A 25,476-nucleotide genomic window follows, 5' to 3' on the forward strand; every position below is an offset into this window, starting at 1 on the left:
GCGCGCCTCCGAGCCTGCGAAGCTCCAAGCGGCCGCCGAGGCCGCTTTGGAGCGAAAGGCGAGATGATGGCCGAAATCGAACGCATGGGCGCAGCGAGCTTCGAGCGGCTGACGCCGCAGGAGGTCGCGGAGCGTCTGGCTCAGGGCGTCCGGGTGGTGGACGTGCGCGAGCCGGGCGAATATGAAGCCGCCCATATCGAGGGCGCGGAGCTGGTCCCGCTCTCGACCTTCGACCCCGACGCCTTCCCGCCCGATTCCGAAGTGGTGTTTCATTGCCGTTCCGGGGGGCGCACGCGGCGTCTGGCCGAGGCGCTGACCGCGCGCGGCTGGACTCAGGTGACGCATCTGGAGGGCGGCATCCTCGCTTGGGACGAGGCGGGGCTGCCGGTGGTCCGGCCGGCGGATTGAGCTTGTCCGGCGCAGCCGCTCCGGCTTCGCCTCGTGAAATTCGGAGTTCTGGAGAAGGCGGGCGCCGCGGCGGCCCGCCTTTTTTCGTGGTTTTGCGGGCGGCGCCCTGAGTCTCCGAGAAATTAGGTCAGGATAAGAGACTCAATTCTGAGGGGTCTTCTGAAAAAAAACGTCGCAGGTTCGGAAAAATCTTGATTTAGGTCAATCTTGCTGTCTTTTATGCGCGGGCGAGATCGCGTTAAAAAACGCGCCCGCAAGTTCGCCGAGGCCGCCCCAAAAGCGACGCGTCCGGACTTCGACGGCTCATGGGACAGGAGACCAGCAGGCATGGCCGGCCAGAAGATGTTGAAGTTCGTCTCGCGCGAACGCCAGAGCCCCGACAAGAGATCCGCCGCGGAGCGCTCCGAGGATTTCGACGAGATTTATCGCGCCTTCGCCGCCGTCAAGGCGGAGGAGCAGGCGAGCCGCTGCTCGCAATGCGGCGTGCCGTTCTGTCAGACTCATTGCCCTTTGCATAACAACATCCCGGACTGGCTCATGCTCACCGCCGAGGGGCGGCTTGAAGAGGCCTATGAGCTCAGCCAGGCCACCAACAGCTTTCCCGAGGTCTGCGGCCGCGTCTGCCCGCAGGACCGCCTCTGCGAGGGCAATTGCGTGGTGGAGTTCTCCGGCCATGGGGCGATCACCATCGGCGCGGTCGAGAAATACGTCACCGAAACCGCTTGGGAGAAAGGCTGGGTCCAGCCGCCCAAGCCCCGCGGCGCCGAGCGTTCGGAAAGCATTGGAATCATCGGCGCGGGCCCGGCGGGTCTGGCGGCGGCGGAGCGTCTGCGGCGCAAGGGCTTTCAGGTCGTCGTCTACGACCGCCATGACCGCGCGGGCGGGCTGCTGACCTACGGCATTCCCGGCTTCAAGCTCGAAAAACATGTGATCGAGCGGCGGATCGCAAGCTTCGAGGAGGCGGGGATCGTCTTCCGCCTGAATTGCGAGATCGGCAAGGACGTCAGCTTCGCGGATCTGCGCTCGCGTCACGACGCGGTGCTGATCGCCACGGGCGTTTATCAGGCGCGCGATCTCGGAGGTCCCGGCTCGGGCCTGCCGGGCGTCGAGAAGGCGCTGGATTACCTCATCGCCTCCAACCGCAAGAGTTTCGGCGACGCCGTTCCCGCCTTCGACGAGGGCCGCCTCGACGCCAAGGGCAAGCATGTGCTGGTGGTCGGCGGCGGCGACACCGCCATGGACTGCGTGCGCACGGCGATCCGTCAGGACGCGGCTTCGGTGCGCTGCCTCTATCGCCGCGACCGCGAGAACATGCCGGGCAGCCAGCGCGAGGTCGCCAACGCCGAAGAAGAGGGCGTGATCTTCGAATGGCTCTGCGCGCCCAAGGCCTTCATGGGGGCCGCCGAGGGCGGCGACCGCGTCGAGGCGATGAAGGCCGTGCGCATGCGCCTAGGCGAGCCGGGGCCGGACGGCCGCCGCGCGCCGGAGGAGGCGCCGGGCTCGGAATTCCTGCTCGAAGCGGATCTGGTCATCAAGGCCCTCGGCTTCGATCCTGAGCCGCTGCCGCAGCTTTGGGACGCGCCGGATCTCGAAACCACGCGCTGGGGCACGGTCAAAGCCGATTTCCGCAGCAAGATGACCAATCTGCCGGGCGTCTTCGCGGCGGGCGACATCATGCGCGGGGCTTCTCTGGTGGTCTGGGCCATCCGCGACGGCCGCGAGGCCGCCGACGCCATCATGGCCTATGCGGATCAGCGCGCCCAAGCCGCAGGCGTCGCCGCCGAATAAGGCCGCCGAATAAGGTCGCCGAACGAGATTTCAGCCGCGCCCTTCAGGCGGCGCGGCGATCCGATTTTCCCCAAGGGGCGGCGCGAAGCCCCCCTCAGGCTGAAAGAGACCGTCATGGCTCAGGATTTCACCCTTCCCGCGAATTGGTCGGAGACCCATGAGGCCGAGCGCCGCAAGCTCGCCGAGACCGGCATGTATCGCCTTGAGGACGAGCGCGACAGCTGCGGCGTCGGCTTCGTGGTGGCCATCGACGGCAAGCCCCGCCGTGAGGTGGTCGAGAACGCCATCGCCGCGCTCAAGGCGATCTGGCATCGCGGCGCCGTCGACGCCGACGGCAAGACCGGAGACGGCGCGGGCATTCATGTGCAGATCCCGCAGGAGTTCTTCCGCGAGCATGTGCGGCGCACCGGACATGAGCCTCTGCCGGGACGTCTGGCGGTGGGGCAGATCTTTCTGCCGCGCACCGATTTCGGCGCTCAGGAGGCCTGCCGCACCATCGTCGAATCCGAAATCATCCGGATGGGCTATTACATCTACGGCTGGCGTCAGCCGCCGGTGAACGTCTCGATCCTCGGCGAGAAGGCCAACGCCACCCGCCCCGAGATCGAGCAGATCCTCATCGGCGATCCCAAGGGCGTCGACGACGAGACTTACGAGCGCGAGCTTTACATCATCCGCCGGCGCATCGAGAAGCGCGTGGCGGCCTCCTCCATCGCGGGCTTCTACGTCTGCACGCTGTCTTGCCGCTCGATCATCTATAAGGGCATGATGCTCGCCGAGCAGGTCGCGGAGTTCTATCCCGACCTCAAGAACGAGAGCTTCGCCTCCAGCTTCGCGATCTATCACCAGCGCTATTCGACCAACACCTTTCCGCAATGGTGGCTGGCGCAGCCCTTCCGCATGCTCGCGCATAACGGCGAGATCAACACCATCAAGGGCAATCTCAATTGGCTGAAGAGCCATGAGATCCGCATGGCCTCCAGCTTCTTCAACGGCAATGAGGAGGACATCAAGCCGATCGTCCTTCCGGGCGGCTCGGACTCCGCCTCTCTGGACGCGGTCTTCGAGCTGATGGTGCGCGGCGGACGCTCGGCGCCGATGACCAAGACCATCCTCGTGCCCGAGGCCTGGTCCAACACCGGCGAATCCATGCCCGAGGCGTGGAAGGCGATGTACGCCTATTCCAACTCCGTTATGGAGCCCTGGGACGGCCCCGCCGCCCTCGCCATGACCGACGGACGCTGGGTGGTCGGCGGCCTCGACCGCAGCGGCCTGCGCCCCATGCGCTTCGTGCAGACCGGCGACGGCCTGCTCATCGCGGGCTCCGAGATCGGCATGGTCCCGGTGGACGAGGCGCGGATCAAGGCCAAGGGCCGCCTTGGGCCGGGCCAGATGATCGCCGTGGACATGCTGGAGGGGAAGATCTACCGCGACGCGGAGCTGAAGGATCTCCTCGCCTCCAATCCGGACAAGCCCTTCGACCGTTGGGCCGAGCGCATCACCCCGCTGGAATCGACCATTCCGCCGGGCGCCGTCGAGCCCAAGCGGCTGGAGCGGGCGGAGCTGCGGCGTCGCCAGCGCGCGGCGGGCTACACCATCGAGGATCTGGAGCAGGTGCTCCATCCCATGGGCGAGGACGGCAAGGAGGCCATCGGCTCGATGGGCGACGACACCCCCATCGCGGTGCTTTCGGCGCAATACCGGCCTTTGTCGCATTTCTTCCGGCAGAACTTCAGCCAAGTCACCAATCCGCCCATCGACCCGCTCCGCGAGAAGCGGGTGATGAGCCTCAAGACCCGTTTCGGCAATCTTCAGAACGTGCTGGACGAAAGCTCCAGCCAGACCGAGATCTTCACCCTCGAAAGCCCCGTCGTCACCAACGCCCAATATGACGCCATGCGCGCCTATATGGGCGACCGGGCGCGGGAGATCTCCTGCGTCTTCCCGGTGAACGGCGGCCCCGGCGCCATGGAGGCCGCGCTCAAGCGTCTGCGCGCCGAGGCGGAGAGCGCGGTGCGCTCGGGGGTGGGGCATCTCATCCTCACCGACGAGCATGTCGACGAGAGGCATATGTCCTTGCCGATGATCCTCGCGACTTCGGCGGTGCACGGCTCGCTCGTGCGGGCGGGGCTGCGGACCTTCTGCTCGCTCAACATCCGCTCGGCGGAATGCATGGACGCCCATTATTTCGCCGTGCTGATCGGCGTGGGGGCGACCACCGTCAACGCATGGCTCGCGCTGGAGAGCCTGTCCGACCGCGTGGCCCGCGGGCTGCTCTCCGGGACGACGGCTCAGGCGGCGGCGCGCTTCCGCGAAGCCGTGGATCAGGGCTTGCTGAAGATCATGTCCAAGATGGGCATTTCAGTGATCTCCTCCTATCGCGGCGGCTGCAATTTCGAGGCGCTCGGCCTGAGCCGCGCGCTGGCGGCGGAGTATTTCCCCGGCGTGGCCAGCCGCATCTCGGGCATCGGCCTCGGAGGCTTGCAGAAGAAGGCTCTGGAGCTGCACGACAAGGCCTTCGCGCCTGAGGCCGACGGCGTGCTGCCCATCGGCGGCTTTTATAAGTCGCGGCGCGGCGGGGAATCCCATGCTTGGTCGGCCAATCTGATGCATCTGCTCCAGAAGGCCTGCGAGACCAACAGCTATGAGAGCTTCAAGCAGTTCAGCGAGGGCATGCGCCAGCAGCCCCCAATCCATCTGCGCAATCTCCTCGACTTCCGCCACAGCGTGCGCAAGCCCATTCCGCTGCACGAGGTCGAGAGCATCACCGAGATCCGCAAGCGCTTCGTGACTCCCGGCATGAGCCTCGGCGCGCTCAGCCCTGAGGCCCATGAGGCCCTGAACATCGCCATGAACCGGATCGGCGCGAAATCCGACTCCGGCGAGGGCGGCGAGGATCCCGCCAAGGGCAAGCCCAAGCCCAACGGCGACAACGGCCGCGCCAAGATCAAGCAGGTGGCCTCCGGGCGCTTCGGCGTCACGGCGGAATATCTGAACAACTGCACCGAGCTGGAGATCAAGGTGGCTCAGGGCGCCAAGCCCGGCGAGGGCGGGCAATTGCCCGGCTTCAAGGTCACCGAGATGATCGCCAAGCTGCGCCACGCCACCCCCGGCGTGACGCTGATCTCGCCGCCGCCGCATCACGACATCTACTCCATCGAGGATCTCGCGCAGCTCATCTACGACCTCAAGCAGATCAACCCGGACGCCAAAGTCTGCGTGAAGCTGGTGGCGGGCGCAGGCGTGGGCACCATCGCGGCGGGCGTGGCCAAGGCCAAGGCCGACGTCATCCTCATCGCGGGCCATAACGGCGGCACCGGCGCCAGCCCGGTGACCTCGGTGAAATTCGCGGGCCTGCCTTGGGAGATGGGGCTTTCCGAAGCCCATCAGGTGCTGACGCTCAACCGTCTGCGCGACCGCGTGACCCTGCGCACCGACGGCGGTTTGCGCACCGGGCGCGACATCGTCATGGCGGCCATGCTCGGCGCCGAGGAATACGGCATCGGCACGGCGGCCCTCGTGGCTCTGGGCTGCATCATGGTGCGTCAGTGCCAGTCGAACACCTGTCCGGTGGGCGTCTGCACCCAAGACCCCAAGATGCGCGAAAAATACGTCGGCACGCCGGATAAAGTGGTGAATCTCTTCACTTTCCTTGCTCAGGAAGTACGCGAGATCCTCGCTTCGGTGGGCGCCCGCTCGCTGGACGAGGTGGTCGGCCGCGCGGATATGCTGATTCAGGTGAACCGCGGCGCGACCCATCTCGACGACCTCGACATGAATCCGATGCTCGTCCGCGTGGACGGCGACGCCCGCACCACGCTGAACCTCAACAAGCCGCGCAACGCGGTGCCCGACGCCCTCGACGCCGAGATCATCCGCGACGCCGAGCCCTTCTTCTCCAACCGCGAGAAGATGCAGCTCTCCTATAACGTCCGCAACGTTCAGCGGACCATCGGCACGCGGCTCTCGTCTCAGATCGTGCGGCGCTTCGGCATGCGCGACAACGGCCTGCTCGAAGACCATCTGACGATCCAGCTCGCCGGACAGGCGGGACAGTCCCTCGGCGCCTTCGCGGCGCCGGGCCTCAAGATCGAGGTGACGGGCGATTGCAACGACTATGTCGGCAAGGGGCTCTCGGGCGGCTTCATCACGGTGCGTCCGCCTTTGGGCTCTCCGCTGGTTCCGCATGAGAACACCATCATCGGCAACACCGTGCTGTATGGCGCGACGGCGGGCAAGCTCTTCGCCTCGGGTCAGGCCGGCGAGCGCTTCGCCGTGCGCAATTCGGGCGCGACGGCGGTGATCGAGGGCTGCGGCTCCAACGGCTGCGAATACATGACCGGCGGAGAGGCGGTCATCCTCGGCGGCGTGGGCGACAACTTCGGCGCGGGCATGACCGGCGGCATGGCTTGGGTCTATGACGAGCGCGGGGATTTCGAAACCCGCATCAACCCGGAGACCATCCTCGTCCAGCGGGTCGACAGCGCCCATTGGGAGGGCGTCCTGCGCGGCCTCGTCGAGGCGCATGTTCAGGAGACCCGCAGCCCGCGCGGCCGCGAGATTCTGGAGAACTGGGAGGAGGCTCTCGCCCGCTTCTGGCAGATCTGCCCCAAGGAGATGGTCGCGCGGCTGAGCCATCCGCTTTCCGACCGCGCAGAGGCGGCGGCTTCGGCCTGATCCCGCGCCGGTTTCTGCGAAGACAAGGGCGGCTCCCGCAAGGGGGCCGCCTTTTTCCTCAGCCGCGCCGGACATGAAAACGCCCCGCCGAAGCGGGGCGTCTCGAATCCGGCCGGAGGGTCGGGAAGGCCGGAGACTTCGGCGCGCGCTTCAGCGCCGCTGGACCTGCTCGCCGGTGAGGGGATCGACGCGGATCTCGGTCTTGGCGCCCGAGGCGCTCACGAATTCGATCTCCCAATACCCATCGTCGTCCCAATTGGCTTCGTCGACGTAGCCGACGTCATGGGCGGCCTCGACCTTGGTCAAAATCTCGGAGAGCTTCAGCGCGCCGGCCGGAGGCGGACGATCCGCGAGGGCGGCGGCGGGGGCGGCCAGAAAGGCGCCGGTCGAGAGAAGGGCGGCGAGAGTCGCGCGAGTCATGCGTGCAAGGCTCCTGAAGCGCTAGGGGGAGGGAAATAAGGAGATAAGGAGGGGGCGCGCGCCTCTCAGTCCGGATCAAGGCCGCGCCCGCCCCTTGGCGGGGGAGCCGCTCAGGCCCTTACGGGCGCCGGGCGGCTCCGCGACGTCAACTGTTGGGCTGGCCGGTCACGGCGTCGAGGGAGATGCTCCCTTCGGCGCCTTCGGCGTCCACATAGGCGATGGTCCAGGCCGCCTGATCTTCGTTCCACTCCACTTCGGTCACATAAGCGATTTCGCCCGTGGACTCGACGGTCTGGATGATTTCGGAGAGCGGGAGCGCGTTTTCAGGCGGCTCCGCGAAGGCGGCGGAGACCGAAAAGGCGCTGGCGGCGAGAGCGAGAAAGAGAGGGCTTTTCATCAAAGCCTCCTGTCTTGACTGACCAAAACGAGACGGAAGTCCCGTGTTCAGGAAGATGGGGGCGGGCGCGGAGAAATCCAGCCGCATGTCTGATTTGTAAGAATTCGCCGCCGCCGGGGCGCCGGGGCCTCCTCCCGTTCAGGCCGCGGAGGGAGGGGCTTTCTTATCGGGAATCCGCACGCGGAAATGCGCGCCCTGCAGGCTCTCCATCAGCCGCACCTCGCCGCCATGGGCGCGCGCCAGATCCTGCGCGATGGAGAGGCCGAGCCCCGTGCCGCCTTTGCGTCCGCCGCTTTTGAAGGGCTTGAAGAGCGTGGCCTTGGCCTCGGCGAGCAGACCCGGCCCGTCGTCCTCGACGTCGATGGTCACGCCGCCGTCGCCGCGCCGCGCCGTGATGCGGATCAGCCCCCCCGAGCCCGAGCCCTCGATGGCCTGAGCGGCGTTGCGGATGAGGTTGAGCAGGATCCGATACAGCTGATCGGGGTCGGCTTCGGCCACGGCCTCGGGCGGAGCGTCGATCTCATAGCGCGGCCCGCCTTTCTGCTCGTTCAGCTCGTCCTGAGGGGCGGCGATGGCGGCCACCTCATGGAGGAAGGGCTCCAACGGCAGACGCCGACGCTCCGGCGGGGGCTCGTCGGCCTTGCCGTAGCGCAGCGTTTGGGCGGAGAGATCCGCCGCCCGGTCGAGCGAACGCAGGATCTTGGGCGCGATCTGCTTGACCACGGGGTCTTGGCTGCGCTCCAGACGATCCGCGAGCAATTGCGCGCTGGTCAGGGTGTTGCGCAGGTCGTGGCTGATCTTGGCCATGGCCTCGCCGAGATCCGCCAGCCGCGATTTCTGTTTGAGCGCCGTGCGCAGCTCGCTTTGCAGCGCCGCGAATCCGCGCTCCGCCTCGGCCATTTCGCCGCCGGGCGCGAGGGGTTCGCTGGGGAAGGGCTCGGCGTGTTCGGGATCGGCGCGGAAGGCCTCCACCCCCGCCGCCAGACGCCGCGCGGGGCCGCCCGCCAGACGCCGCGCCGCCAAACCCGCCGCCAAACCCGTCAGCAGCGCGAAGCCGAGCGCCTCCAGAAGATCCTCCAGCGCGGCCGCGCGCAGCCGCCGCTTGAGCGGCGCGCTCTCGATCACGGTGCCGGTGAGGAGGGAATCGGGCGGACGCGGCTGAGCCTGCACGAAGAAGCGCGGCGGAGCGTCGCCGATCAGCGTGCCGAAGGCGCGCAGCAGCCTTGCGCCTAAAGACTCGGTTTCAAGCTGGACCCAAAAGCCCGCCTCTTTCATCTCGCTGCGCCAAAAGACCTGCTCGCGGGCGCCTGCGCGCTCCAGAACGATCAGATCCGAGCTTGCCGCGTTGAGCAGCGTCACGGCCCGCCAGCCCGAGCCGGGGGCGACGGGCGCGGCGGAATCCGCGTCGCGCTCGGAGTCCATCTGAGGATCTTCGGCGAGGGTGACGAGCCATGCGGCGTCCACGCGGTCGCGCAGATGCTCCTCTCGGATCGTGAGCAGATGAAAGGGCAGGGCGAGGATCTGCAGCGCCAGAATCGTCGCGCCCGCAGCGAATCCGATGCGGGCGGCCAGATTGTCGCGAAGTCGCCGCCGATGGGCCAAGAGCTCTCATCCTTCCGAGCGGAGGACGCCGCCCCGCGAGCCTTTCGGCCCGCGCTTCGGCGCAGGCCGGGGCCGGAGAAGGCGTCAGGGCGTGGGAGTCGGCGCCGCCGGTTCGGCCTCAGGGGCGGGGGCGGGCGCTTCGGCCTCGGGGGCCGGAGCGGCTTCGGCGGCGGGCCGGACCGGAGCCGGGGCTTCAAGCGTCTCGATCTCGATGTCGACGGGCTCGATGTCGACGGGCTCGATTCCGGCGGGGGCCTCCACGGGGGCCGCAGGGGCAGGAGTCTCGGCCGGAGCCGGAGCTTCTTCGGCCGGGGCCGCCTCGGAGGCCGCAGGCGCGGCGGGAGTCTCGGCCGGAGCGGGGGCCGCGCCGGGGGTCGGCACGGCGCCGATCCCAAGATCCACGACCGGAGCGGGCGCGGCGGGCGCCGCCGCCGGAACCGTCGTCGAAACGCCGTCGAAGAGCGAGCGCGTCGTCGAGGAGGGCGAGGCCGCGATGGCGAGGCTCACGACGAGGAAGGCGGCGATCAGGCCCCAAGTGGTCTTCTGCAGGGCGGTGGTGGCGCTGCGGCCTTGGGCGGCCGCGTTGCCGCCGATCCCGAGCGCCCCGCCTTCCGAGCGTTGCAGCAGCACCGCCCCGATCAGGAACAGGACGACGATGAGCAGAACGATCATCAGGACTTGGGTCATGGCTTATCCGTGAGCGGGTTCGGCGGAGCGCGGCGGGGGGGCGCGGCGAAAGGCGCTTGTGTTCGGGCGAGCGGAGTCCCGCCCGTCCAAGGGCTGATCGAAAATCTTTGGCGCGGCTTGTAGCGCGGCGCCCCGGCCTTGTCGAGGAAAGTCTTCTCGGGAGCCGTTCAGCGCCCGCCTCCGAGGGCCAGCGCCCAGAAATTCGTCAGGGCCTGCGGCGAGGCGAGGAGCAGGGCGCGGGCCTCCAGATCGCCCGCGGCGGAGACGGAGGGGACGAAGGACTCCAGCCGGGTGCCCTGCAAGGCGGCGTCGGCCACGAGATCCACAGGCTGAAGCAGATCCTCGACCGCGGCGCGCAGAGCGGGCGGGGCGGCGCCCATCCGGCCCTCCGGGCGCAGCTTCAGCCCCTGCGGCGAGACGACGTAAGGAAGGCTGGCCTCGAAGGCCGAAGCCTGAACCCGCGCGCCGGGGCGGGGCGCGTGGCGGATCTCTCCGGCCAGATGGAAGGCGCGGGCGTCGGCGGAGAAGCGCGAGAGCGCGACGCCTTCGATCTGGAGCGCGCCCCGGGTGCGGCGGGCCAGCTCCTGCTTCAGGCCGCGCTCAAGATGGCCGCGGATCTGCGGAACCTGCGCGCGGCCCTCCACCTGAAGCCAGCCTTCCGGCCCCGCCGAGGGGCGCAGCCAGACTTGCATCGGCGTCGGGGCGCCGAAGAGGTTCGGCGAGAGGGAGACCGGCGCGCCGCCGCCGCCGAGGAAGCCCGCGAGGGCGCTGAAATCCTGACTCCGGGCGGGCGCCGCACAGAGCGAAGACATGGACAGAGCCGCGATGAAGGCCGCGGCCGCAAGGCTTCTCAGCCGCATGGAGATCCCTCCTGAATCCGGTCCGCCGCGCCGGGGAGGCGGGCGGGCTTTCGGCCAATATAAGGCGCGTCTTGCGGGAAAGAAGGCTCTCCTGACGGATCGGGCGCGCGGGATCCGGCCTCAAGCGCGGGCGGGCCGCTCTTCGCTTGATCCCCCAAGCGCGGGCGGGCCGCGCTTCGCTTGACCCCCCAGCGCGGGCAGGCCCGCGCTTCGCTTGACCCCCCAGCGCGGGCAGGCCCGCGCTTCGCTTGACCAAAGCGGTTTGAAGGCATAAATATTTCTCAAATAAGGCGGTCGCGGCGCGCGGCGGCCCCAAAGGGGCGGCGAAGCGCGCGGCCTCCTTCAGGGCTCCGCCTCCTCAACAAGATCCGCCGCAGGGAGGATCCGACATGTTCATGATCTGCGGAGAAGCGCTTTACGATCTTTTCCTCGTCGAGGCGCGCCCCGACGGCGCCATGACCCTCGACGCCCGCATCGGCGGCTCGCCGTTCAATCTGGCGATGGGGCTGGCGCGGCTGAATCGGGCCGCAGGGCTCTTCGGCGGAATCTCCACCGATCCTTTGGGCGAGCGCCTGACGGCGCGTCTGGAGGCCGAGGGCGTGGAGCCGCGCTTCCTGCGGCGCAAGCCCAACCTCAGCACCATCAGCCTCGTGGCCGCCGACGCGGCGGGCGTCCCGGCCTACGCCTTTTACGGCGTTCAGGCGGCGGACCGGGCGCTGACGCCCGAAGACCTCCCCTCCGAAGCCGAGATGGCGGGCGTGAAGGCGGTGCATGTCGGCTCCTACGCTCTGGTGACGCCGCCCACCTCCGAGGCTCTGGCGGCGCTGATTCAGCGCGAATCTGGCCGCGAATCGGGCCATGAAGCGGGCCGGGCCTCCGGAGGGCGCTTCTTCAGCCTCGACCCCAATCTGCGGCTCAACGTGGAGCCGGACCGCGAGGTCTGGCGGCGCAAGATGGCCGAGATCCTGCCGCGGATGGATCTCGTGAAGGTCAGCGACGAGGATCTGCGGCTGCTCCATCCCGAAACCTCCGCCGAAGAGATCGCCGCCGCATGGCTGGCGCTCGGTCCGGCTCTGGTGGTGGTCACGCGCGGGGCGGAGGGCGCCTTCGCGCTGGCCGCCGGGGGCGCGCGGGCCGAGATCCCCGCCGAGAAGATCGCCCTGATCGACACGGTGGGGGCGGGCGACAGCTTCATGGCCGCCCTGCTCGCCGGATTGGCGGAGACGGGGCGGCTCGACCGCGCCCGGCTGGCCGAAATCCCCTCCGAAGACTTGGCGGAGCTTCTGCGCTTTTGCGCCAAAGCTTCCGGCTTGACCTGCGCGCGGCGCGGAGCCGATCCTCCCCGGCGCGACGAACTGCCCGCCCTTTCGACCTCCACGCCGCCCCATCCATAGGAGCCCGCCGAGCCCATGAGCAGCGTCATCATCCCCGTCGACCCCTTCGACCTCGTGATTTTCGGCGCCACGGGCGACCTGACGCGGCGCAAGCTGCTTCCGGCGTTGTATCAGCGCGACCGGGCGGGGCAATTGCCTCCGGACGCCCGCGTGATCGGCGCGGCCCGCACGGAGATGGCCTCCAAGGCTTGGCGCGCCGAGGCGCAAAAGGCGCTGGAGGAGTTCGTTCCTCAGGAGGATCTCGACCCCGAGGCGGTGAAACGCTTCCTCGGGCGGCTGGAATACGTCCGGGTGGACGCGGGTTCGGAGACGGGATGGCCCGCTCTGGCCAAGCATCTGGAAGGGCGCGAAGCCCTCGTGCGGGCCTTTTATCTGGCGGTGGGTCCGGCCTTCTTCGGCTCCATCGCCGAGCGGCTCAAGGCGCATGGCCTCGTGACGGAGAAGGCGCGGCTGATCGTCGAGAAGCCGCTCGGCCATGACCTCGCCAGCGCCCATGCGCTCAACGACCAGCTGCGCGCGGCCTTCCCGGAGAGCGGCATCTACCGCATCGACCATTATCTCGGGAAGGAGACGGTGCAGAACCTCATGGCGCTGCGCTTCGCCAACGCCTTGTTCGAACCGCTCTGGAACGCGCAATACGTCGACCACGTTCAAATCACCGTCGCCGAGACGGTGGGTCTGGAGGGGCGCGGCGGCTATTACGACCAGTCGGGCGCCATGCGCGACATGGTGCAGAACCACCTGCTTCAGCTTTTGTGCCTCACGGCCATGGAGCCCCCCGCCGTCTTCGACGCCGACGGCGTGCGCGACGAAAAGCTGAAGGTGCTGCGCTCTCTGGCGCCGATCTCCGCGAGCAACGCCCATGACGTCACCGCGCGCGGGCAATATGGCGGGCGCAAAGGCGAGAAGAAGAGCTATCTCGAAGATCTCGGGCTTCAGGCCTCCAACACCGAGACCTTCGTGGCCATCAAGGCCGAGATCCGCAATTGGCGCTGGGCGGGGACGCCCTTTTATCTGCGCACCGGCAAGCGGCTGAGGGCGCGCTCTTCGGAGATCGCGGTGATCTTCCGCCATCCGCCGCATATGATCTTCCCGCATCTGGCCCAAGGGCTGCGGCGCAACGCGCTGATCATGCGGCTTCAGCCCGACGAAGGCGTGACTCTGCGGGTGACGGTGAAGGAGCCGGGGCCGGGCGGGATGCGTCTGCGCGAGGCGGCGCTGGACATGACCTTCGCCGACGCTCTGAACGGCGTGCGGATGCCGGACGCCTATGAGCGCCTCGTGATGGACGTGATCCGGGGCGATCAGACGCTCTTCATGCGCGGCGACGAGGTGGAGGCCGCCTGGGCCTGGATCGATCCGATTCTGGCGGCCTGGGCGGGCTGGACGGAGCCTCCGGCGGTTTATGATCCCGACGGGCGCGGCCCCGAGGACGCTTTGCGGCTGATCCATCAGGACGGCCGCCGCTGGCGGGAGATCGAGCCATGAGCGGATTGGTCTCCAAAGTCGAAATCCGGGCCTTCGCGGGCCGCGAGGCTCAGGCTCTGGCTTTGGCCGAGGCCGTGGCGGCGGATCTCGCCGAGGCGATCCGCCTGCGGGGGCGGGCCTCTCTGGCGGTTCCGGGCGGAACCACGCCGGGGCCTTTCCTCGCCGAGCTCTCGCGCGCCGGTCTCGACTGGGCGAAGCTCTCCGTCACCCTGACCGACGAGCGTTGGGTTCCTGAGACCAGCGAGCGCTCCAACGGGCGGCTCTTGCGCGGGGCCTTGCTGCGCGGTCCGGCTTCGGCGGCGCGTTTCGTTCCGCTCTTCACCGGCGCCCCGACGCCCGAAGAAGCCTTCGGCGCGCTCGACGCCGCCCTGAGGCCGCTCGCGCCTCTGGACGTCTGCGTGGTCGGCATGGGGACGGACGGACATACGGCCTCGCTCTTTCCCGGCGGGGATCGTCTGGCGGAGGCCATGGACCCGGCGCAGCCTCTGGCGGCTTTGGCTTTGCGGGCGCCGGGCGCGCCCGAGCCGCGCCTCACGCTGACGCGCCCTCTCCTGACCGGAGCGCGGCGCGCCTATCTGTTGATCAACGGCGCCGAGAAACGCCGTGTCCTCGCCGAGGCGCTGGATCCCGCAGGCGCCGAGGCTGAAATGCCCGTGCGGGCGATCCTGCGCGCGCCGGGGGGCCTGACCGTCTACGACGCGCCTTAATAATCTCTCTTGTGACCTATGGGGCCTCGTCCCCTCGGCGAAAGGAGCCTTCTCCATGACCAGCGCCAGCCAGAATCCGACCCTCGCGGCCGTCACGGAGAGGGTGACGGAGCGCAGCCGCCGCTCGCGTCAGGCTTATCTCGACATGATCCGCCGCGCCGCCGAGAACCGGCCCGCCCGCCGCGATCTCGGATGCGCCAATTTCGCCCACGCCTTCGCCGCCTGCTCGGCGCATGACAAGGACAAGCTCGTCGGCGCCGAGGCCCCGAATCTCGGGATCGTCACGGCCTATAACGATATGCTCTCGGCCCATCAGCCCTATGAGCGCTTCCCGGAGATCATCCGTCGGACGGCGCATGCGGCGGGCGCCACGGCGCAAGTGGCGGGAGGCGTGCCCGCCATGTGCGACGGCGTGACTCAAGGCCGGGCGGGCATGGAGATGTCGCTCTTCTCCCGCGACGTGATCGCGCTCTCCACGGCGGTGGCGCTGAGCCATGAGAGCTTCGACGCGGCGGTTTATTTGGGCGTCTGCGATAAGATCGTGCCGGGTCTGGTGATCGGGGCGGCGCGCTTCGGGCATCTTCCGGCGGTGTTTCTGCCCGCCGGACCCATGACCTCCGGCCTGCCCAACGACGAGAAAGCGAAAACCCGCCAGCGCTACGCCGTGGGCGAGGCCACCCGCGCCGAATTGCTCGCCTCCGAGATGAAATCCTATCACGGCCCCGGCACCTGCACCTTTTACGGCACGGCCAACAGCAATCAGATGCTCATGGAGATCATGGGGCTGCATCTGCCGGGATCGAGCTTCGTCAATCCCAACACCCCCCTCCGCGACGCCCTGACCGAGGCGGGCGTCAAACGCGCTCTGGCGATCACGGCTCTGGGCAATGAATATATTCCGGCGGGCGAGATCCTCGCGGAGAAGAATTTCATCAATGCGGTGGCGGGGCTGCACGCCACGGGCGGCTCGACGAACCACGCCCTGCATCTCATCGCCATGGCGCGGGCGGCGGGGATCCTGCTGACTCTGGAGGATTTCGCCGAACTCTCCGGCGTGGTTCCCTTGCTGGCGCGGGTCTATCCGAACGGCCTCGCCGACGTGAACCATTTCCACGCGGCGGGCGGGATGCAATACGTCATCCGCGAGCTCTTGGGCGGCGGGCTGCTCCATGACGAGGTCCGCACCATCGCCGGAGACGGCATGAGCCGCTACACCCAAGAGCCCAAGCTCGGCGCGGACGGCGAAATCCAATGGGTCGAGACCTCGGGCGAATCCCTGCATAAGGACATCCTGCGGCCCGTCTCGGCGCCCTTCCAGCCGACGGGCGGCCTTCAGCTTCTGAAAGGCAATCTCGGGACCAGCGTGATCAAGGTTTCGGCGGTGAAGCCGGATCGTCATGTGATCGAGGCTCCGGCGCGGGTCTTCCACAGCCAGGAGGCTCTGGCGGCCGCCTTCAAGGCGGGCGAGCTGGAGCGCGACGTGATCTGCGTCGTGCGCTTCCAAGGCCCCAAGGCCAACGGCATGCCCGAACTCCATAGCCTCACGCCGCCGCTCAGCGTGCTTCAGGACAAAGGCTTTCGCGTGGCTCTGGTCACCGACGGGCGCATGTCGGGGGCTTCGGGCAAAGTGCCCGCCGCGATCCATCTGACGCCCGAAGCCGTCGAGGGCGGCCCCATCGCGAGGATCCGCGACGGCGATCTCATTCGCCTTGACGCCGACGCCGGAACTCTTGAAGTCTTCGCCGAGGGCTTCGACTCCCGCGAAGCGGCGACCGCCGATCTCTCCGCGCATGAATTCGGCGTCGGGCGCGAGTTGTTCGCGCCTTTCCGCGCGGCGGTGGGGCCTGCGGACCAAGGGGCGAGCCTCTTCTCCTTCTGATGTTTTGTTTGGCCGCGCGATTCATCCGAAAAATCGGGTGATTTTTCGGATTGCGCTTGGGGATTGAGGGTCTGGCCATGACGCAGATGAAAACCCGGCTCGGCCTCGGCTTGGTGGCCCATGATCGTCTGAAGCCCGCTTTGGCGGAATGGGCGAGGGCGAATCAGGAGCGTCTGACGCGCCACAGGCTGTTCGCCACCGGCACCACCGGACGCCTGCTGCTGGAGGCCATGCCCGGCGCCGAGATCGCGCGCGTCGAGAGCGGACCCTTGGGCGGAGACCTCCAGATCGGGGCGGCCATCGTCGAGGGCCGCATCGACGCTCTGATCTTCCTCGTGGATCCTCTGACGCCTCAGCCGCATGACGTGGACGTCAAAGCCTTGATCCGCATCTGCACGCTCTATGGCGCGCCTCTGGCGCTGAATCTGCCCACGGCGGAGGCTCTGCTCTCCGCCGAATGGTTCGAGCGTCCCGAATTGCTGTTGCGCGCGCCGAATCCCTTCGCCGAGAGCTATAAAAGCCGCAAGCTTCCCGCCTCCCCTTCAGCTTCAGGAGCCTGAGCCATGAGTTTCGCCGCCGCATGGGAGGCCGCAGGCCGAGAGGCCGACCGCCTCAAGGGCCAGCATCTGCGTCAGTTGTTCGCTCAGGATCCGGAGCGCTTCGCGCGGCTTTCGCGCCGCTTCGGGGATCTTCTGGCGGATTTCTCCAAGGAGAAGCTCGACGCCGGGGCGCTGAAGGCGCTGCTCGCCCTCGCCGAGGCCGCCGACGTCGCGGGCAAGCGCGAGGCCATGTTCCGCGGCGAGCCGATCAACCTCACCGAGGGGCGGGCGGTTCTGCATGTGGCGGCCCGCGATCCCTCCGGAAGCTACGACGCGCCCGGCTTCGCGGAGGTCGCGCCGACCCTCGACCGCTTCCTCGCCTTCGCCGAAGAGGTCCGGTCCGGCGCCTACGCCCCCCCGACGGGCGGGCGCTTCACGGATGTGGTCAATATCGGGATCGGCGGCTCGGATCTCGGCCCGGCCATGGCGGTGCGGGCGCTCGCGCCCTATCACGACGGCCCGAGGGTTCATTTCGTCTCCAATGTGGACGGCGCCCATCTGACCGACGCGCTGAAGGGCCTCGATCCGGCCCATACGCTGATCCTCGTCGCCTCCAAGACCTTCACCACGCTGGAGACCATGACCAACGCCCGTTCGGCGCGGGATTGGCTGGCGGCGAAGCTCGGAGAAGCGGGGGCGGGCGCCCATCTCGCGGCGATCTCGACCAATCTGAAGGAGACGGCGAAATTCGGCGTGGAGGATTCCCGCGTCTTCGGCTTCTGGGACTGGATCGGCGGGCGTTATTCCGTCTGGACGGCCATCGGCCTGCCTCTGGCCCTCGCCGTGGGGGCCGAGAACTTCCGCGCCTTCCTCACGGGCGCCAAGGCCATGGACGATCATTTCCGCTCAGCGCCCCCGGCGGAGAATCTGCCTCTGCTCATGGGCTTGGTGGGGATCTGGCGCCGGAACTTCATGGAGGCTTCGAGCGTCGCGGTCATTCCCTATGACGAGCGGCTTGGGCGGCTTCCGGCCTATCTTCAGCAATTGACCATGGAATCCAACGGCAAGCGCGTGACGCGCGGCGGCGAGGCCGTGAAGGTCGCGACCTGTCCGGTGGTCTGGGGCGAGGCGGGCACCAACGCGCAGCATAGCTTCTTCCAGCTCATCCATCAGGGCGCCGACGTGATTCCGGTGGATTTCCTCGCGGCGGCTCAGGCTCATGAGGCTCTCGGCGATCATCACGTCAAGCTTCTGGCCAATTGCTTCGCGCAGTCTCAGGCTCTGGCCTTCGGCAAGACGCCGGAGGAGGTCGCCGCCGAGATGCGCGCCAAGGGCCTTCCCGATTCCGAGATCGCGCGGCTGACGCCGCACCGGACCTTCCCCGGCGACCGCCCTTCGACGACTCTGCTTTACGCGATCCTCGACCCGGCGCGGCTGGGGAGCCTCATCGCGCTTTACGAGCATAAGACCTTCGTGGAGGCCGCCCTCTGGGACGTCAACGCCTTCGATCAATGGGGCGTGGAGCTGGGCAAGGAGCTGGCGGTGAAGCTTCTGCCCGGCGTCGAGAAGGGCGAGGCTCCGGCGGGGGCGGATTCCTCCACGGCGGGGCTGGTCGCGGCGGCGGCGGCTCTGCGCGAAACGCGCTGATTTTTTTGAAGGCCGCGTTTTCACGACGCGAAGCCGAAGCGGCTGCGCTGGAAAACGCTCTGGGAAGGGTGAAGCCATGGGAAGCATGATGAGCGCGCGCGAGGTTCTGGCTCTGGCGCCGGTGGTGCCGGTGCTGATCGTGGAGACTCTGGCCGAAGCCGAGCCTTTGGGCCGGGCTCTGGTCAAGGGCGGGCTGAAGGCTCTGGAGGTGACTTTGCGCACCCCCGTCGCCCTCGACGCCATCCGCGCCATGAGCGAGATCGAGGGCGCGGTCGTCGGAGCGGGCACCTTGCTGACCCCCGCCGACGTCAAGGCGGCCAAGGCGGCGGGGGCGCGTTTCGGCGTCGCGCCGGGCTGCACCGAGACGCTGTTGAAGGCCGCCAAGGACGAGGGCCTGCCGCTGCTTCCGGGGGCGGTCACGGCCTCCGAGGTCATGCGGCTGCTGGAGCTGGGCCTCGACGTGATGAAGTTCTTCCCCGCCGAGCAGGCGGGCGGCGCGGCTTTGCTCAAGGCCTGGAGCAGCCCTTTGCCTCAGGTGAAGTTCTGCCCGACGGGCGGAATCTCTCTGGCCAACGCGCCGCAATATCTGGAGCTGCCCAACGTGCTGGCGGTGGGCGGCTCTTGGGTGGCGCCCAAGGCGGCGATCAAGGCGGGCGACTGGGCGCGGATCGAGGAATTGGCCCGCGAGGCCGCGGGCCTCAAGCGCGCCGCCTGATGAGGGCGTTCTGATTGGGGCGCGGACGGGGGCGGACGGGGCTTTCCCTCGCCGCCGCCCCGGCCTAGCATAGGCCCCCCGGGAGCGCAGAAATCCGGGAGCGCCGAAACAGGAGGCCGCGCATGGGCTGGATTCCGAATCCGCACCGCTATGACGCCATGACCTACAGGCGCTGCGGGCGCTCAGGCTTGGTTCTGCCCGCGCTTTCGCTGGGACTCTGGCATAATTTCGGCGAGGACGTCCGCTTCGAGCCGAAACGCGACCTGTGTCGGGCGGCCTTCGATCTGGGGATCACCCATTTCGACCTCGCCAATAATTACGGCCCGCCGCCCGGCTCCGCCGAAACCGCCTTCGGCGAGATCCTGCGCGCGGATTTCAAAAACCATCGCGACGATCTCGTGATCTCGACCAAGGCGGGCTATTTCATGCGCCCCGGCCCCTATGGGGAATGGGGGAGCCGCAAATATCTGATCTCCAGCTGCGACGCGAGCCTCAAGCGCATGGGGCTGGATTACGTCGACGTCTTTTACTCCCACCGCTTCGACCCCAAGACGCCTCTTGAGGAGACCATGGGCGCGCTGGATCAGATCGTGCGTTCGGGGAAGGCGCTTTACGTCGGGATCTCCTCCTACGACGCCGAGCAGACCCGGCGCGCCACGCGGCTTCTGGAGGATCTCGGCACGCCTTGTCTGGTCCATCAGCCGAGCTACTCCATGCTCAACCGCTGGATCGAGAACGACGGGCTGCTCGACGTGCTGGAGGCCGAGGGTCTGGGCTGCGTCGTCTTCTCGCCTCTGGCTCAGGGCATGCTGACGAGCCGCTATCTGAACGGCGCCCCGGAAGGCAGCCGCGCCACGCAGGGCAAATCCCTCAAGCCCGAGATGCTCAGCGAAGAGAACCTCGCCCGCATCCGGGGTCTGAACGCCGTGGCCGAGAAGCGGAATTGCTCTTTGGCGCAATTGGCTCTGGCCTGGGCCTTGCGCGATCCGCGCGTGACGTCGGCTCTGATCGGGGCCAGCCGCGTGGAGCAGCTTCAGGATTCGGTCGGGGCCTTGGCTCTGGAGCCTCTGACGCCCGAGGAGCTGGCCGAGATCGACCGATATGCGCAGGAGGGCGGACTCAACATCTGGTCCGGGCGCGGCCAACCGACGGTTTGAAGGAGCGGTCATGACGCGCAAATTGCGTCTGGGGATGGTCGGCGGCGGGCGCGGGGCCTTCATCGGGGCGGTGCATCGCTTCGCGGCGCGGCTCGACGGCGATTATGAGCTTGTCGCGGGGGCCTTCTCCGCCGATCCGCAGAAGGGGCGGGCCTCGGCGGAGGATCTGGGGATCGCGCCGGAGCGGGCGTATGAATCCTGGGCGGAGATGGCCCGCGCCGAAGCCGCCCGGCCCGACGGAATCGAAGTCGTCTCCGTCGTCACGCCGAATCATCTGCATTTCGGCCCGGCGAAAGCCTTTCTCGAAGCCGGGATTCATGTGATCTGCGACAAGCCTCTGACCTCCACGCTGGCCGACGCCAAGGAATTGGCGCGGGTTCTGGCGGCCCGGATCGCGGAGGGCCGGCCTCTGGTCTTCGGCCTGACCCACGCTTATGCGGGCTATCCTCTGGTGCGTCAGGCGCGCGAGATGGTGGCGCGGGGCGATCTCGGACCCTTGCGGATCGCGCAGGTGGAATATCCGCAGGACTGGCTCACCGAGCCCGCCGAGGAGGCGGGGAATAAACAGGCGCTCTGGCGCATGGACCCCGCCAACGCCGGAGAAGGCGGCGCCGTCGGCGACATCGGGACCCACGCCTATCACCTGCTGCGCCATGTGACGGGGCTGAAGCTGGAGTCGCTTTCGGCGGATCTGCGCAGCTTCGGAGCGGGCCGCCGCCTCGACGACGACGTGCAGGCCATGCTGCGCTTCAAAGGCGGGGCGCGCGGGATGCTCTGGGCCAGCCAGATCGCGCCGGGCCATGAAAACGGCCTGCGTCTGCGGGTCTACGGCGCCAAGGGCGGACTCGAATGGGCGCAGGAGAACCCCAATCAGCTTTGGGTCTCCCCCTATGGCGAGCCCCGCCGCCTGCTGACTCGCGGCGGCGCCGGAGCCGGCCCCGGCGCCTCGGCCCTGACCCGAACCCCCGCCGGACATCCTGAGGGCTATCTCGAAGCCTTCGCCAATCTCTATCAGGATTACGCCCGGGCGATCCGCAGGGTTCAGGCGGGCGGCTCGCCCGAGACGCCGGAATCTCCCGGCCTCGCCGACGGGCTGGAGGGCATGGCCTTCATCGACGCCTGTCTGCGCTCCTCGCGGGCGGACGCCGCATGGACCGCCCCCGATCTTCTGGACATCCCCCAACCCGGAGCCCCCTCATGAGCGCCCCCGACGAGGCCCGGCTTCCGCCGGTGAACCACGACCGCGATCCTCATGGGGGCCGCTATTGGATCGCCCTCGGCGAGGAGGAGGCTGAAATGACCTATCGCCTCTCGGGCGGCGTCATGGCCATAGACCACACCTTTTCGCCGCGCTCCGCGCGCGGATCGGGCGTGGCGGAGCGGATGGTCCTGCGGGCCGTCGGAGACGCCCGCGCCGAAGGGCTGAAGATCGCGCCGCTCTGCTCCTATGTGGCGGCGCAATTCGCGCGCCATCCCGAATGGTCGGATCTGCTGCCCGGATGAAGCCGCCCGCATTCTGGTCCGATCCCGATTCCGTTTTAGGGGCGCTGCTGTCGCCTTTGGGCGCGGTCTACGCCGGGGCGGGGCGTGCGCGCCGCAGGCGGGCGAAGCCCTGGCGCGCGCCGGTTCCGGTGATCTGCGTGGGGAATCTGACGCTCGGCGGGGCGGGCAAGACTCCGACCGCGATCCATATCCTCCGGCGACTCGCCGAGCGGGGCTTGGCGGCGCACGCCCTGAGCCGCGGCTATGGCGGCTCGGAGCGCGGCCCTCATCTCGTGCGGCCTGAAATCGACGACCCCGCGCGCGTCGGCGACGAGCCCTTGATCCTCGCCTCCCACGCCCCGACCTGGATCTCCCGCGACCGGGCGGCCGGGGCTCGGGCGGCCGTGGCGGCGGGGGCTCAGGCTTTGGTGCTGGACGACGGCTTTCAGAATCCCGCTTTGGAGAAAGACCTCTCGCTGATCGTGATCGACGGGCCTGCGGGCTTCGGCTCGGGGCGGGTGGTTCCGGCGGGGCCTTTGCGCGAGCCCGTCGCCGAGGGTCTGGCGCGGGCCGAGGCGGTTTTGATCCTCGGGAGGGGCGATCCTCTGGCGGGGATTCCCTTCGAGAAGCCCGTCCTGCGGGGCAGGGTGGAGCCCGCCTTCGCCGGGATTCCCTTCAAGGGGCTGCGGGCTCTGGCCTTCGCGGGGATCGGGCGTCCGGAGAAGTTCTTCGCCATGCTGCGGGGCTTGGGCGTGGAGCTCGCGGCGACGCGGGCTTTTCCCGATCACGCCCCCTATGACGACGCGATTTTGCGCCGTTTGGCCCGCGAGGCCGAGGCCCTCGACGCGCAATTGATCTGCACTGAAAAGGACGCGGTGAAGTTCCCGGCGTGGTTTCGCGGCGCCGCTTTGCCGGTTCCGGCGAAATTGACTCTTCAGGATGAGAAGGCCCTTGACGCCTTGCTGGACGGGACGTTAAGAAAATTTTAGCCATGGGTTAAAAATTTTTTGATCTGGGATCTTTTTCCCCTGCGCGACGCTCCTATATCCTGATTCAGCGCACCAAGTCCCTCTGCTGCGCGATCTGGCGGCGGACGCGCCCCCCGCTCCCCCCTCTATGCATGCGCGTCCGCCGCTTTTTACCTCCGCCAGATCCCCCCAAAACCCCCTGACCTCGCGTCAGGCGCCCTCGCGGATGCGGCGCCGTCTCCCTTGTCCGGGAGGCCGGAGGGGGCTACCTCTGCCCTTTCATGAGGCAGAGGGGGCGCGCATGTATCCTTTCGTGAGATTGATCGGGCTTTATGTCTTCGCGCGGCGTCGCCCCAGGCTGACCTGGTCGGAGACGAGCGAATTCTCCACATGGACGCGCCCCTGGGACTGCGACATGTTCGGCGAAATGAACAACGGCCGCCATCTGACCCTGCTGGATCTCGGGCGCTTTGATTACGCCATCCGCATCGGCATGATGGAGATGCTGAAAAAGCAAGGCTGGGGGCTGGTGGTGGGCGGCGGCTCGGTGCGCTACCGCAAGCGGCTTTTGCCCTTCGACCGTTTTTCGATCCGCACGCGCCTCGCGGCGGTGGACGAGAAGTGGTTTTATTTCCAGCAAAGCCTCATCCGAGACGGCGAAGCCTGCTCCTCGGCGCTGATGCGCACCGCCGTGACGCGCGGTTCGGGCACGGTGCCGACCGCCGAAGTGGCCGCCGCCATGGGCGTTCCGAATTTCTCCCTCCCGACTCCCGATTGGGTTCAGGCCTGGATCGAGGCCGACGCCGCCCGGCCCTGGCCGCCGGACGCCGATCTCAAGACGCCGACTCGGCGCGCCGCGAGCGAAGTCTCCGGCGTGTGAACGCGCGTCTTTTTGAGCGAGTTCTTGGGAACTGAGCTCTCTCTCCAAGAGTAAATTACGCATGCGGCTCAGTCATGGCGCGTCGCCGGACGACGCCTCAGAGCTTGCGAAAATTCTTTGGAGGGTTTTCCACTGTGATTATTATGTGTCTTTCTCCTTTTCCGCGTCGGTTCTGAATCTCTTCAAAACCCTCTGGATCAGCTATTCCAAAGGCGTAGATTTTGCGCGAATTTCGTCTGGTTTTATCAGAATTCTGATGCTTTTTTTCTTTCACGATATTGATCTGTATTCTGATTAACCATTTGAGTTCTTATTTGCTCCGCATGAGTTCGGAAAAATCGTGTTTTCTCATGAGGTCGGCGCTTGGCAGGGGGTAGGCGGAGCGCATATTCCTTACGAAGTATGAGAGCATGCACCAGTGAACATAAGAACCATAAGGAGATATCATGCTGAAGATGGGGCTTTTTGCTTGCGCTTTGCTCGCCGCCGCATCTCCCAGCCATGCGCAAGTGGTCGCCGCCAATCCCGCCGCCTTCACGCAGAGTCTGCGCGACGCGCGGGTGGGGATCATCACAGGCGGCGCAGGGGGAACTTATCTGCAATTAGGGGCCGATCTCCAGCGCCTCGTCGAGGGCGCGGGCCAGAACTCGGATCTGCGCGTCCTGCCGACGGTGGGGCGCGGCTCGGTGGGCAATCTGCAGGATCTGCTTTATCTGGAGAATGTGGATTTCTCTTTCGTCCAAGCCGACGTGCTGCATTCGATCCGGCTGAAGAATCCTGAAGAATTCGAATATCTGAAAAACCGCGTCGCCTATGTGACGCGCCTCTATCCCGAGGTGATCCACATCGTGGCGCGGGACGGGATGCGCCGTCCGGCCGATCTGCGCGGCAAGACCGTCGCCATCGGCGGCGCGGGGGGCGGCAGCGCTCTGACGGCGCCCATCGTCCTGCGCGATCTGCTCAAGGTGGACTTCACCGCCTCGCCCATGGGGCCGCAGGAGGCGCTGAACAATCTTCTCTCGGATTCGCCGAGCATCGACGCCTTCGTCTATGTGGCCGGGCGGGGCTCGCCGCTCTTCACCTTCTTCTCGCCGGAGATGGAGGCCCGCATCCGCGAAAAGGGCGTGGGCTTCGTGTCTCTGCCCGAGCCGCCGCAGAACTCCGGCGCGCCCTACGAACGCCTAACGATCCGCGACGCCGATTATCCGGCGCTGATTCCCGAAGGCGCGGGCGTCTCCGCCTGGGGGGTTCCGGCGGTGCTGGCGGTCTATAACTGGGACACCGATCAAAATTCCCGCACGCGTCAGCGCTATCGGCGGATGGAGCAGTTCATCGAGTCTTTCTTCGCCCGCCGCCATGATCTGAACGACGGGCCGGGCGGCTATAACGAAAACTGGTGCAACGTGGATTTAGGGCAGGGCCTCGAAGGCTGGGACGGGTGGACGCGTCTGCGCGCCGCTCAGGAATGGCTGACGGCTCATCCGCGCGCCAAAACCGCGGTCTGCGCGGCGAAGCCCGGAGAGGTCGGCTTCGTCATGGCCTACGAATGCGCGCCCTTCCATGCGCATCTCGCCCGGATCGACCTGCGTCTGGAGGATCTGGCCGAGCCTGAGATCATGTTCGAGCGCTGGCTGGAGAGCAATCCGAACGGCTGCGCCGGCACGCTCTGAAGCGCGCTCCTGCGGCGCCGGAAAGCCCGGAGCGTCCGCCCCGCCCGATGGGGTCGGGCGACGCCCCGAGGCCGCGCGCCAAGCTTCGTCCCCAGATTCGCCCTCAGCCCC

21 protein-coding genes are annotated in these 25,476 nt (G+C 67.7%); 16 read left to right on the top strand and 5 right to left on the bottom strand.

Going from position 1 to position 25,476, the window contains the following annotated elements; translation table 11 throughout:
• Positions 1–66: 66 nt before the first annotated feature.
• From B161_RS0102710 to gltB, 3 genes are all read left to right on the top strand, one after another.
• A complete protein-coding gene (locus B161_RS0102710; RefSeq protein WP_026310142.1) occupies positions 67–408 on the top strand; it encodes a rhodanese-like domain-containing protein in 342 nt (113 codons plus the stop codon).
• A gap of 327 nt (positions 409–735) precedes the next feature.
• Positions 736–2,196, top strand: coding sequence for an NAD(P)-dependent oxidoreductase (locus tag B161_RS0102715; RefSeq protein WP_018631820.1), 1,461 nt, complete (start codon positions 736–738; stop codon positions 2,194–2,196).
• A 114-nt stretch (positions 2,197–2,310) separates the two neighbouring features.
• The gene (gene gltB, locus B161_RS0102720) at positions 2,311–6,873 is read left to right on the top strand and encodes a glutamate synthase large subunit (RefSeq protein WP_018631821.1); all 4,563 of its coding nucleotides are present in this window, start codon (positions 2,311–2,313) and stop codon (positions 6,871–6,873) included.
• 150 nt (positions 6,874–7,023) lie between these two features.
• On the opposite strand, the gene B161_RS0102725 is transcribed toward gltB, so the two are convergent.
• From B161_RS0102725 to B161_RS18515, 5 genes are all read right to left on the bottom strand, one after another.
• The gene (locus B161_RS0102725; protein WP_018631822.1) at positions 7,024–7,293 is read right to left on the bottom strand and encodes a PepSY domain-containing protein; all 270 of its coding nucleotides are present in this window, start codon (positions 7,291–7,293) and stop codon (positions 7,024–7,026) included.
• 145 nt (positions 7,294–7,438) lie between these two features.
• Positions 7,439–7,690, bottom strand: coding sequence for a hypothetical protein (locus B161_RS16395; protein WP_018631823.1), 252 nt, complete (start codon positions 7,688–7,690; stop codon positions 7,439–7,441).
• 138 nt (positions 7,691–7,828) lie between these two features.
• Positions 7,829–9,292: a sensor histidine kinase gene (locus B161_RS16400; RefSeq protein WP_018631824.1), complete on the bottom strand. Its 1,464-nt coding sequence runs from the start codon at positions 9,290–9,292 to the stop codon at positions 7,829–7,831.
• An 84-nt stretch (positions 9,293–9,376) separates the two neighbouring features.
• Positions 9,377–9,979, bottom strand: coding sequence for a preprotein translocase subunit SecG (gene secG / locus B161_RS0102740; RefSeq protein WP_018631825.1), 603 nt, complete (start codon positions 9,977–9,979; stop codon positions 9,377–9,379).
• Between the two features lie 167 nt (positions 9,980–10,146).
• Positions 10,147–10,839, bottom strand: a complete 693-nt coding sequence (locus tag B161_RS18515) for a hypothetical protein (protein WP_018631826.1) — start codon at positions 10,837–10,839, stop codon at positions 10,147–10,149.
• 389 nt (positions 10,840–11,228) lie between these two features.
• Here B161_RS18515 and B161_RS0102755 point away from each other — a divergent pair, with 389 nt between their 5' ends.
• The 13 genes from B161_RS0102755 (at position 11,229) to B161_RS0102820 (ending at position 25,365) form a co-directional block, all read left to right on the top strand.
• Positions 11,229–12,233: a carbohydrate kinase family protein gene (locus B161_RS0102755; RefSeq protein WP_018631828.1), complete on the top strand. Its 1,005-nt coding sequence runs from the start codon at positions 11,229–11,231 to the stop codon at positions 12,231–12,233.
• Between the two features lie 15 nt (positions 12,234–12,248).
• Positions 12,249–13,721, top strand: coding sequence for a glucose-6-phosphate dehydrogenase (gene zwf / locus B161_RS0102760; protein WP_018631829.1), 1,473 nt, complete (start codon positions 12,249–12,251; stop codon positions 13,719–13,721).
• Complete coding sequence (pgl, locus tag B161_RS0102765; protein WP_018631830.1) at positions 13,718–14,428, top strand: 6-phosphogluconolactonase; 711 nt, start codon at positions 13,718–13,720, stop codon at positions 14,426–14,428. The genes zwf and pgl overlap by 4 nt, the downstream gene beginning before the upstream one ends.
• Positions 14,429–14,483: 55 nt before the next feature.
• On the top strand, positions 14,484–16,307 hold the full coding sequence (gene edd / locus B161_RS0102770) for a phosphogluconate dehydratase (RefSeq protein WP_018631831.1): 1,824 nt from the start codon (positions 14,484–14,486) through the stop codon (positions 16,305–16,307).
• A gap of 77 nt (positions 16,308–16,384) precedes the next feature.
• The gene (locus tag B161_RS16410; protein ID WP_018631832.1) at positions 16,385–16,867 is read left to right on the top strand and encodes a methylglyoxal synthase; all 483 of its coding nucleotides are present in this window, start codon (positions 16,385–16,387) and stop codon (positions 16,865–16,867) included.
• 3 nt (positions 16,868–16,870) lie between these two features.
• Positions 16,871–18,493: a glucose-6-phosphate isomerase gene (gene pgi, locus B161_RS0102780; RefSeq protein ID WP_018631833.1), complete on the top strand. Its 1,623-nt coding sequence runs from the start codon at positions 16,871–16,873 to the stop codon at positions 18,491–18,493.
• 76 nt (positions 18,494–18,569) lie between these two features.
• Positions 18,570–19,208: a bifunctional 4-hydroxy-2-oxoglutarate aldolase/2-dehydro-3-deoxy-phosphogluconate aldolase gene (gene eda, locus B161_RS0102785; RefSeq protein WP_018631834.1), complete on the top strand. Its 639-nt coding sequence runs from the start codon at positions 18,570–18,572 to the stop codon at positions 19,206–19,208.
• Between the two features lie 122 nt (positions 19,209–19,330).
• On the top strand, positions 19,331–20,365 hold the full coding sequence (gene mgrA / locus B161_RS0102790) for an L-glyceraldehyde 3-phosphate reductase (RefSeq protein WP_018631835.1): 1,035 nt from the start codon (positions 19,331–19,333) through the stop codon (positions 20,363–20,365).
• Between the two features lie 10 nt (positions 20,366–20,375).
• Positions 20,376–21,566 carry a Gfo/Idh/MocA family protein gene (locus B161_RS0102795; RefSeq protein ID WP_018631836.1) on the top strand — a complete coding sequence of 397 codons (1,191 nt, stop codon included), beginning with the start codon at positions 20,376–20,378 and terminating at the stop codon, positions 21,564–21,566.
• Positions 21,563–21,868 (top strand): GNAT family N-acetyltransferase, encoded by a 306-nt coding sequence (locus B161_RS0102800; RefSeq protein WP_018631837.1) that lies wholly within the window; start codon positions 21,563–21,565, stop codon positions 21,866–21,868. Before B161_RS0102795 ends, B161_RS0102800 begins: the two co-directional genes overlap by 4 nt.
• Positions 21,865–22,836 carry a tetraacyldisaccharide 4'-kinase gene (lpxK, locus tag B161_RS0102805; protein ID WP_018631838.1) on the top strand — a complete coding sequence of 324 codons (972 nt, stop codon included), beginning with the start codon at positions 21,865–21,867 and terminating at the stop codon, positions 22,834–22,836. Before B161_RS0102800 ends, lpxK begins: the two co-directional genes overlap by 4 nt.
• 280 nt (positions 22,837–23,116) lie before the next feature.
• The gene (locus tag B161_RS16415) at positions 23,117–23,695 is read left to right on the top strand and encodes an acyl-CoA thioesterase (RefSeq protein ID WP_018631839.1); all 579 of its coding nucleotides are present in this window, start codon (positions 23,117–23,119) and stop codon (positions 23,693–23,695) included.
• A gap of 446 nt (positions 23,696–24,141) precedes the next feature.
• Positions 24,142–25,365, top strand: a complete 1,224-nt coding sequence (locus tag B161_RS0102820; RefSeq protein ID WP_018631841.1) for a TAXI family TRAP transporter solute-binding subunit — start codon at positions 24,142–24,144, stop codon at positions 25,363–25,365.
• Positions 25,366–25,476 lie beyond the last annotated feature (111 nt).

Source organism: Neomegalonema perideroedes DSM 15528 (assembly GCF_000374145.1).
Classification (GTDB): domain Bacteria; phylum Pseudomonadota; class Alphaproteobacteria; order Rhodobacterales; family Rhodobacteraceae; genus Neomegalonema; species Neomegalonema perideroedes.

Bases quoted from the DNA above. Each gene is read 5' to 3' on its own strand.
- eda (WP_018631834.1), top strand. From the start codon at position 18,570: ATGGGAAGCATGATGAGCGCGCGCGAGGTTCTGGCTCTGGCGCCGGTG.
- B161_RS0102755 (WP_018631828.1), top strand. From the start codon at position 11,229: ATGTTCATGATCTGCGGAGAAGCGCTTTACGATCTTTTCCTCGTCGAG.
- gltB (WP_018631821.1), top strand. From the start codon at position 2,311: ATGGCTCAGGATTTCACCCTTCCCGCGAATTGGTCGGAGACCCATGAG.
- B161_RS16410 (WP_018631832.1), top strand. From the start codon at position 16,385: ATGACGCAGATGAAAACCCGGCTCGGCCTCGGCTTGGTGGCCCATGAT.
- mgrA (WP_018631835.1), top strand. From the start codon at position 19,331: ATGGGCTGGATTCCGAATCCGCACCGCTATGACGCCATGACCTACAGG.
- B161_RS0102820 (WP_018631841.1), top strand. From the start codon at position 24,142: ATGCTGAAGATGGGGCTTTTTGCTTGCGCTTTGCTCGCCGCCGCATCT.
- B161_RS0102715 (WP_018631820.1), top strand. From the start codon at position 736: ATGGCCGGCCAGAAGATGTTGAAGTTCGTCTCGCGCGAACGCCAGAGC.
- zwf (WP_018631829.1), top strand. From the start codon at position 12,249: ATGAGCAGCGTCATCATCCCCGTCGACCCCTTCGACCTCGTGATTTTC.
- edd (WP_018631831.1), top strand. From the start codon at position 14,484: ATGACCAGCGCCAGCCAGAATCCGACCCTCGCGGCCGTCACGGAGAGG.
- secG (WP_018631825.1), bottom strand. From the start codon at position 9,979: ATGACCCAAGTCCTGATGATCGTTCTGCTCATCGTCGTCCTGTTCCTG.
- B161_RS0102710 (WP_026310142.1), top strand. From the start codon at position 67: ATGGCCGAAATCGAACGCATGGGCGCAGCGAGCTTCGAGCGGCTGACG.
- B161_RS0102795 (WP_018631836.1), top strand. From the start codon at position 20,376: ATGACGCGCAAATTGCGTCTGGGGATGGTCGGCGGCGGGCGCGGGGCC.
- B161_RS16395 (WP_018631823.1), bottom strand. From the start codon at position 7,690: ATGAAAAGCCCTCTCTTTCTCGCTCTCGCCGCCAGCGCCTTTTCGGTC.
- pgl (WP_018631830.1), top strand. From the start codon at position 13,718: ATGAGCGGATTGGTCTCCAAAGTCGAAATCCGGGCCTTCGCGGGCCGC.
- pgi (WP_018631833.1), top strand. From the start codon at position 16,871: ATGAGTTTCGCCGCCGCATGGGAGGCCGCAGGCCGAGAGGCCGACCGC.
- B161_RS0102725 (WP_018631822.1), bottom strand. From the start codon at position 7,293: ATGACTCGCGCGACTCTCGCCGCCCTTCTCTCGACCGGCGCCTTTCTG.
- lpxK (WP_018631838.1), top strand. From the start codon at position 21,865: ATGAAGCCGCCCGCATTCTGGTCCGATCCCGATTCCGTTTTAGGGGCG.
- B161_RS0102800 (WP_018631837.1), top strand. From the start codon at position 21,563: ATGAGCGCCCCCGACGAGGCCCGGCTTCCGCCGGTGAACCACGACCGC.
- B161_RS18515 (WP_018631826.1), bottom strand. From the start codon at position 10,839: ATGCGGCTGAGAAGCCTTGCGGCCGCGGCCTTCATCGCGGCTCTGTCC.
- B161_RS16415 (WP_018631839.1), top strand. From the start codon at position 23,117: ATGTATCCTTTCGTGAGATTGATCGGGCTTTATGTCTTCGCGCGGCGT.